General features: G+C 46.7%; 1 pseudogene. It reads left to right on the plus strand.

The features are described from left to right. Positions 1–628, plus strand: a pseudogene (gene kdgR, locus R7Q48_RS28480) (DNA-binding transcriptional regulator KdgR); the annotation flags it as partial.

Genomic DNA, 628 nt, shown 5'->3' on the forward strand with positions numbered 1-628 from the left:
AAGCAGCTTCGTCAGTACTTAAGGTTTTTCATATTCTTCAAGCACTTGGTTAACAGAAAGCCATCGGCGTTTCAGAGCTTTCACAACGTCTAATGATGTCGAAAGCGACTACTTACCGTTTTCTGCAAACCATGAAATCGCTCGGTTACGTGTCTCAAGAAGGCGAAGCGGATAAGTACTCTCTAACACTTAAGCTGTTCGAGTTGGGCGCAAAATCGCTTGAGTACGTCGATCTGATCGAACTGGCCGACAAAGAAATGCGCCACATTTCAGAACAAACCAACGAAGCCTTGCACCTTGGTGCGCTGGATGAAAATGCCATCATTTACATCCACAAAATCGACTCTGGCTACAACCTACGCATGCAATCGCGCATCGGTCGTCGCAATCCGCTCTCCAGTACTGCGATTGGTAAAGTGCTGCTTTCTGAGCGCGATGAAAGCTTCGTTCGTGACGTATTGAGCGATGTCGAGTTCATTAAGCACACAGAAAAAACATTGGAAAACACCGATCAAGTGCTAGAAGAATTGGCGAAAGTGCGCGATTTCCACTATGCAGAAGATAACGAAGAGCAAGAACCAGGTCTTCGTTGTATCGCTGCGCCGATTTATGACCGCTGTGGTCAAAG

This window comes from Vibrio sp. 378, from assembly GCF_033339435.1.